This window comes from Mesorhizobium sp. M4A.F.Ca.ET.090.04.2.1, assembly GCF_003999085.1.
Classification (GTDB): domain Bacteria; phylum Pseudomonadota; class Alphaproteobacteria; order Rhizobiales; family Rhizobiaceae; genus Mesorhizobium.
In genome coordinates, this window is record NZ_RZOT01000278.1 from 1 (window position 1) to 7,747 (window position 7,747).

Genomic DNA, 7,747 nt, shown 5'->3' on the forward strand with positions numbered 1-7,747 from the left:
CCCCTACTCGCTGACGCCTTCGCAGGAATTCGCGCTCGCCGAAATCCTTGCCGATCTCGCCGACCCGGAGCGCATGCTGCGCCTGCTGCAAGGCGATGTCGGCTCCGGCAAGACGGTGGTGGCACTCCTTGCCATGGCGCGCGCCGTCGAGGCTGGCGGCCAGGCGGCGCTGATGGCGCCGACCGAAATCCTGGCGCGCCAGCACCTGGCAACCATCGCGCCCCTGGCGCAAAAGGCAGGCCTGCGCACCGCCATCCTCACCGGCCGCGAAAAGGGTCGCGAGCGCACGGAGACACTGGCAGGGCTGGCCAGCGGTGAGATCGACATCGTCGTCGGCACGCACGCCCTGTTCCAGGAATCGGTCACGTTCCACGATCTCGTCCTGGCCGTCGTCGACGAGCAGCACCGGTTCGGCGTCCACCAGCGGCTTGCCATCACCGCCAAGGGCGACGCGCCCGACATGCTTGTGATGACGGCAACGCCGATCCCGCGCACGCTGGTGTTGACCGCCTTTGGCGACATGGATGTCTCCAAGCTGACCGAGAAACCCGCCGGCCGTCAGCCGATCCGCACCGTCACGCTGCCGCTGGAGCGGCTGGACGAGTTGGTCGGGCGCATGCGCGACGCCGTCGCTGACGGCCAGAAGATCTATTGGATCTGCCCGCTGGTCGAGGAATCCGAAGAGGTCAAGCTGATGTCGGCGGAGGATCGCTTCGCCTCGCTGAAGCCGCTCTTCGGCGACCAGATCGGCCTCGTGCATGGCCGCATGAAGGGTGCCGAGAAGGACGAGGCGATGCGCGCCTTCAAGCAGGGGGAGACACGCATCCTGATAGCCACCACCGTCATCGAAGTCGGCGTCGACGTGCCGGACGCCACGATCATGGTCATCGAGCATGCCGAGCGCTTCGGTCTTGCCCAACTGCATCAGTTGCGCGGCCGCGTCGGGCGCGGCGACAAGCCCTCCTCCTGCGTGCTGCTTTACAAGGACCCGCTCGGCCAGACGGCCAAGCGCCGCCTGTCGGTGATGCGCGAGACCGAGGACGGCTTCCTGATCGCCGAAGAAGATTTGAAACTGCGCGGCGAAGGCGAGTTGCTGGGCACGCGCCAGTCCGGCACGCCGGGTTTCCAGGTAGCGCGCATCGAGGCGCATGCCGATCTTCTCGAGGCTGCGCGCGACGACGCCAGGCTGATCCTGTCACGCGATCCGGAACTGCAGTCCGAACGCGGCGAGGCGCTGCGCCTGCTGCTCTACCTGTTCGGCCGTGACGAGGCCGTGCGCCTGCTGCGCGCCGGCTGAGGCCCGGCGCCTATCGGCGGATTGGCGAGCGTGCCCTCGATCTGCTCGCCGTTTACGGTCACCAGCTTGCTCTTCACCTCGGGCGCCACCAGTCCGGCCGAAACGATCAGCTTGGCGCCGTCCTCGATTGTCATGTCGAGCAGCACGATATCGGATTTCAGCACATACATCAGGAAGCCGGTGGTCGGGTTCGGCGTGCACGGCATGAACACCGCAATCAGCGGGTCCCCTTCCTGGTCGAGCTTCTGGTTGATCTCGGTTTCCTTCTCGCTGGCGACGAAGACCAGCGACCAGATGCCCTTGCGCGGATATTCGACCAGCCCGACTTGGCGGAACATGTCGCCCTTGTTCGAGAGCACCGTTTGGAAAATCTGCTTCAGCGAACCATAGATGCCGCGCACCAGCGGCATGCGGCCAAGCAGCCGCTCGCCGAAATTGACAATGGCGCGGCCGACGATGTTGGCGGTCATGAAGCCGATCAGCGTGATCAGCACCAGCGCAACGATGAGACCGAAGCCGGGAACCGGGAACGGCAGATAGGTGTCCGGGCTGTAGCGCAGCGGGATATAGGGCTTCACCCAGGAATCGACCCAGCGGATGAAGGACCAGGCGATATAGGCGGTAATCGCCAGCGGCGCGCAAACAATGAAGCCCGTCAGGAAATAGTTCCTGAGCCGGGTCATGCCTGAGGTCTTCGGGGCGTCGGACATGGATCACCGCAGCGCAGGTTGCGCCGCAACATTAGTGAACCGCAACACGGTTTGGAACTGCGAAGTTTTTAAAGAGCGCCCGCGGCGGAACGGCGCAGATTCAGCTACTCCACCGTCACCGACTTCGCCAGATTGCGCGGCTGGTCGACGTCGGTGCCCATGAACACTGCGGTCAAATAGGCGAGCATCTGGATCGGCAGCGCATAGATGATCGGCGAGATGATCTCCGGCACCTCGGGAAGCACGATTGTCTCCATCGTCTTCACGCTCGCCTGCGCCGCGCCCTTGCTGTCGGTGATCAGGATGATCTTGCCGCCGCGCGCCGCAACTTCCTGCATGTTGGACACCGTCTTTTCGAAGATGCGGTCATGCGGAGCGATGACGATGACTGGCATGTGCTCGTCGATCAGCGCGATCGGTCCATGCTTCAATTCGCCACCGGCATAGCCCTCGGCATGGATATAGGAGATTTCCTTGAGCTTCAGCGCGCCTTCCATGGCCAGCGGGAAGTTGGTGTCGCGGCCGAGGTAGAGCACATCGCTGTAGCGGGACAGCTCGCGCGCGATCCGCTCGATCTGGCTGTCCAGCTTCAGCACCTGGTTGGCGAAGCGGGGCGCCTCTGAAAGCTCGCGCACCAGCACTTTCTCCTCATCGCGCGAGATCGTGCCGCGCGCCACGCCCGCCCGCACTGCGAGCGAAGCCAGCACTGAGAGCTGGCAGGTGAAGGCCTTGGTCGAGGCGACGCCGATCTCAGGCCCGGCCAGTGTCGGCAGGACGACGTCGGACTCGCGCGCCATGGTCGATTCGCGCACATTGACGACCGCGCCGAGCTTCATGCCGGCCTGGCGGCAGTAGCGCAGCGAGGCCAGCGTATCGGCGGTCTCGCCCGACTGCGAGATGAACAAGGCGGCGTCGTTCGACGACAGCGGCATCTCGCGGTAGCGGAATTCCGAGGCGACATCGATGTCGACCGGCAGCCGCGCATAGCGCTCGAACCAGTATTTGCTGATCAGGCCTGCCAGATAGGCGGTGCCGCAGGCCGATATCGCCAGCCGGCCGATCTTGGCGAAATCGAAGGGCAGCTCGAGCGGCTTCGACACACCGGAGATGAAGTCGACGTAATGCGCCAGCGTGTGCGAGATCACCTCCGGCTGCTCATGGATTTCCTTTTCCATGAAATGCCGCCGGTTGCCCTTGTCGACCATGAAACCGGTCGACAGCGACTGCTGGCGCTTGCGGTCGACCTTGTTGCCGTCCATGTCGAAGATGGCGACCTCGTTGCGGCGCACCACAGCCCAGTCGCCGTCTTCCAAATAGGTGATCGAGTTGGTGAAGGGCGCCAGCGCAATGGCGTCGGATCCGAGGAACATCTCGCCGTCGCCATGGCCGACTGCCAGAGGCGGACCGTTGCGGGCGCCTATGATGAGGTCTTCGTCGCCTTTGAACATGATGGCCAGCGCAAAGGCGCCAGAGAGCCGCTTCAGCGCCTGGTGCGCGGCCTCGACGGGCTTCAGCCCTTTGGCGAGTTCGCGGGCTACCAGATGCGCGACGACCTCGGTGTCTGTCTGCGAGGAAAAGCTGTAGCCGTCGCGGGTCAGCTCGTCGCGCAGTTCGGCGAAATTCTCGATGATGCCGTTGTGGACGATCGCGACGCCGTCGGAAAAATGCGGATGCGCATTGGTCTCGTTCGGCACGCCATGGGTGGCCCAGCGCGTGTGGCCGATGCCGATCGTGCCGTCGAGCGGCTCTTCCCTCAGCCGGCGTTCGAGGTTGATCAGCTTGCCTTCGGCGCGGCGGCGGCCGAGCTCGCCATTTTCGATGGTGGCGACGCCGGCCGAGTCATAGCCGCGATATTCCAGCCGCTTCAACGCGTCGACGATGAGCGGCGCGACCTGCGAATGGCCGACAATTCCGACGATGCCGCACATGGCCGTTACCCCCGATTCCCTGCAGAAACCCAGCGCTATCTAGGGATTGCGGGCCTGCCGTGAAAGTCACTTTGCGTTTCGTTCCGTGTCAGCGGAACGGGTCTTGCTCGCAATGCACCCTGACAGACCGCTGTTGCAATCCGATTACTGCAATCGTTCGGTTTTTCAAGCGCTTGGTTCTCGTTTCAGAAATATCTGGCTAAAGTCTGGCCATGAGCGTAGCCAAACCCACGGTGGCACTCTGGCGTCCTGTCGGATCACAAGAGCTGAAGCTGATCGAGGCATCGGGCATGCGGGCGTTTCCGCCACGGCTGCCCGAACAGCCGATTTTCTATCCGGTCCTATCCGAAGCCTACGCCGTGCAGATCGCACGCGACTGGAACGTACCCGCAAGCGGCTCGGGTTTCGTCACCCGGTTTGACGTGTTGAAGAGTTTTCTCGACCGGTACCGGGTCGAGCATGCCGGCAGCAAGGCGCATCTGGAATACTGGATCCCTGCCGAAGACCTGCCTGAATTCAACAAGTCGATCGTCGGATCGAAGTGACCGCCGCTTTCGGCAAGGAAAGCGAGCCCGCCGGCTGACCGCTAGTGGTCGGCGCCGGCTTTCTTTTTCGCTGCCGCCGAGGCAAAGCGCTCGCGTATTTCCTTGCCCTTGCCGGGAATGGTCTTCTGGCGGGCGCGACCGAAGGCCAATGCATCGTCGGGCACGCTTTCGGTGATCACGCTGCCCGAGGCGATATAGCCGCCATTGCCGATCGAGACAGGCGCGACCAGCGAGGAGTTGGAGCCGATGAAGGCGCCCTCGCCGATATCGGTGAAGAATTTCGAATAGCCGTCATAGTTGCAGGTGATGGTGCCGGCGCCGATGTTGGCCCCGGCGCCGATCCGCGCATCGCCAATATAGGTCAGGTGGTTGACTTTGGCGCCCTCCTCGATCGTCGCCTGCTTGACTTCGCAGAAATTGCCCACCTTGGCCTTCTGCTTGAGGTCGGCACCCGGCCGCAGCCGCGCGAACGGACCGACATCGCAATTGGCGGCGATCGTTGCCCCCTCTATGTGGCTGAAGGCATGGATCCTGGCGCCCGTGGCGATCCTGACGCCCGGGCCGAACCAGACATTGGGCTCGACCACTGCGTCGGCGCCGATTTCGGTGTCGTGCGAGAAATATACGGTTTCGGGCGCGATCAGCGTCACGCCGGACAGCATCGCCTCGCGCCGCCGGCGCGCCTGCCAGATGCCTTCCGCCTCGGCGAGTTCGGCCCGGTTGTTGATGCCGAGCGCGCTCTCGAAACTGGCTTCCGTCGCCACGACGTCCAGGCCTCGGGCGCCGGCGATCTCGACGATGTCGGTGAGATAGAACTCGCCCTTGGCGTTGCTGTTGCCGACCTTGTCGAGCAGTTCGAGCGCGTGCTTGCCCGCCACCGCCATCATGCCGGCATTGCAGAAGCCGATCTTCTTCTCCTCCGCCGAGCAATCCTTCTCCTCGCGGATGGCGACGAGCCGGCCGCCCTTCTCGATCAGGCGGCCATAGCCGGTCGGGTTGGGCGGACGGAACCCGACGACGACGACGGCGGCACCTTCCGCCAGTTTCCGCCGCGCGACGGCAAGCGCTTCCGGATCGATCAGCGGTGTATCGCCGAACATCACCAGGATGTCGTCGTAACCCTTTGATATTGCTGCACGCGCTGCAAGCACGGCATGCGCGGTGCCGAGCCGCTTCTCCTGCACGAAGGTCTCCGCCTTGGGCGCAAATTTCTGCGCCGCCTTGCGCATTTCCTCCACGCCATGGCCGATCACCAGCGCCAGATCGCCGCTGCCGGCGGCCTCGGCCGCCTTCACCACATGGGCCACCATCGGCAGCCCGGCGATAGGATGCAGCACCTTGGGCAGCGCGCTCTTCATGCGCGTGCCCTCGCCGGCGGCAAGGATGACGGACAGGCAGGATTTCTGGCTCATGAAGGGCAACCGTACGAAAAGCGTTTGAATCAATGGATGCTAGCAGTGCTGCCCATGCTGCACCAATGCGGTTAAATTCCGGTGAGACGGCGGAGCAGCTGACTCTTGATCAGCGGGTCGTTCGTTGGGAATTCTACGTCGTTCTATCTTTTTGATAATTCATATGAAAATTTGGCTATGATCTATTTGCCTCACCGCTTTTCCGGCTTCAACCGGACACACCCCTGCGTCGGACGGCAGCGTTGCGACACCTCCAAGCGCGAACGTTCGGTGTGACACCCCGATACAAAAGCACCGACACGGTGGCGTCAACCGGTTACACAAGGCAGCAAATATCTCCGGCCTTCTGGGAGTGGTGAGTCAGCGTCCCCAGAGGCTGCGCGGGCGTGTCGTCGGTTGGCTGCTGGCGCGGTGACTGGAACGTTCCACGCTTCACAAGCGGGATGGCGAAATCTCGCGAAGGCAAGCTGCGTTCTCCGTTCTGTATCAGCGAACCGGCGGACTGGGAGAGGCGGACTGGGAGAGATGGATACCATGCGCGTGGGGCGTCTGGAAGTTAGCAGGACATGGACGCCGGGCGGCCCGCGTGCAGGCGCTTGGCTGAGCGGTGCAATGACCACGCAGCGCCACCTCGCAGCGATCCTGGCTTGCGACGTCGTCGGCTATTCGCGTCTGACGGAGCGCGACGAGCGCGGCACGCTCGAGCGGCTGAAGATCTACCGCAAGGACCTCTTCGAACCGCTGGTCACCGAGCATCAGGGTCGGATCGTCAAGCTCACCGGCGACGGCATGCTGTGCGAGTTCGCGAGCGTCGTTAACGCGGTGACCTCGGCGATGGCAATCCAGCAGGCCCTGGCAGAACACGAGGCGGAGACGCCCGAGGAAGAGCGGATTCGCTTGCGCATCGGCGTCAATCTGGGCGACGTGATCTGCGAGGAGGACGGCGACCTCTATGGCGACGGGGTCAACATCGCCGCCCGCCTCGAAGGCATCGCCGATCCCGGCACCGTGGTCGTCTCGGGCACCGCCTACGACCACCTTCAGGGCAAGCTCGACTGCGGCTTCATGCCGCTCGGCGAGCTGCGCCTCAAGAACATTGAGCGGCCTGTGCGCGCCTACCGCGTCGAGACCGACGCCAGCGCCTCGGTGGCTGCCCCGCCTCCCCTGCCCGAGAAACCCTCGATCGCGGTTCTGCCTTTCACCAACATGAGCGGCGACCCCGACCAGGAATACTTCGCCGACGGGCTGGTGGAGGACATCATCACCGGATTGAGCCGGGTGAACTCCTTCTTCGTGATCGCCCGCAACTCGTCCTTCACCTACAAGGGCCGGGCGGTGGACCTGCGCCAGGTCGGGCGCGAGTTGGGCGTCCGCTACGTGCTCGAAGGCAGCATCCGCAGAGCAGGATCGCGGGTGCGCATCAGTGGGCAGTTGGTGGACGCGATCAGCGGACACCATGTCTGGACCGACCGCTTCGAGGGCGACGTGAGCGACATCTTCGACCTGCAGGACAAGGTGACCGAAAGCGTCGTCGGTGCCGTCGAGCCGAGCATCCGGCTGGAGGAGATCAAGCAGGCGCGCATGAAGCCGACCGACTACATGAGCGCCTACGACCTTTACCTTCGCGCGCTGCCGCGCTTCTACAGCATGACCCGCGAAGGCTTTGCCGACGTGCGTCGGCTCACCAACGAGGCGCTCAGCATCGACCCTGACTTCAACTTGGCGAAGGCACTCGGCGCCTATATCCGCAGCATATCCGTAAGCCAGTGCTGGCACGAGCCCGACGATATCCGGGTCGCCGCGCGCATGGCGCGCGAAGTGCTGGCGGAAGCGCGCGACGACCCTACGAGCCTAC

Annotated in this window: 6 protein-coding genes; 3 read left to right on the top strand and 3 right to left on the bottom strand. The window is 63.9% G+C overall.

The genetic code is table 11. From position 1 onward, the window contains the following. A partial coding sequence (gene recG, locus EN781_RS19490) for an ATP-dependent DNA helicase RecG (RefSeq protein ID WP_127400238.1) occupies window positions 1-1,297 on the top strand: 1,297 nt, incomplete at its 5' end. Here the strand turns inward: recG and EN781_RS19495 are convergent. Together EN781_RS19495 and glmS are read right to left on the bottom strand one after the other, a co-directional pair. Further along, window positions 1,249-2,007 (bottom strand): DUF502 domain-containing protein, encoded by a 759-nt coding sequence (locus EN781_RS19495; protein WP_126054310.1) that lies wholly within the window; start codon window positions 2,005-2,007, stop codon window positions 1,249-1,251. The two genes, recG and EN781_RS19495, sit on opposite strands and share 49 nt — an antisense overlap. 104 nt (window positions 2,008-2,111) lie before the next feature. After that, entirely contained in the window at window positions 2,112-3,935 is a 1,824-nt protein-coding gene (glmS, locus tag EN781_RS19500; RefSeq protein WP_127400239.1) for a glutamine--fructose-6-phosphate transaminase (isomerizing), read from the bottom strand. A gap of 212 nt (window positions 3,936-4,147) precedes the next feature. On the opposite strand from glmS, the gene EN781_RS19505 reads away from it, so the two are divergent. Continuing rightward, window positions 4,148-4,480 carry an ADP-ribosylation/crystallin J1 gene (locus EN781_RS19505; protein WP_126054308.1) on the top strand — a complete coding sequence of 111 codons (333 nt, stop codon included), beginning with the start codon at window positions 4,148-4,150 and terminating at the stop codon, window positions 4,478-4,480. A gap of 41 nt (window positions 4,481-4,521) precedes the next feature. On the opposite strand, the gene glmU is transcribed toward EN781_RS19505, so the two are convergent. Next, window positions 4,522-5,892 carry a bifunctional UDP-N-acetylglucosamine diphosphorylase/glucosamine-1-phosphate N-acetyltransferase GlmU gene (gene glmU / locus EN781_RS19510; protein WP_126054307.1) on the bottom strand — a complete coding sequence of 457 codons (1,371 nt, stop codon included), beginning with the start codon at window positions 5,890-5,892 and terminating at the stop codon, window positions 4,522-4,524. Window positions 5,893-6,504: 612 nt separating this feature from the next. On the opposite strand from glmU, the gene EN781_RS19515 reads away from it, so the two are divergent. Next, a partial coding sequence (locus EN781_RS19515; protein ID WP_145965556.1) for an adenylate/guanylate cyclase domain-containing protein occupies window positions 6,505-7,747 on the top strand: 1,243 nt, incomplete at its 3' end.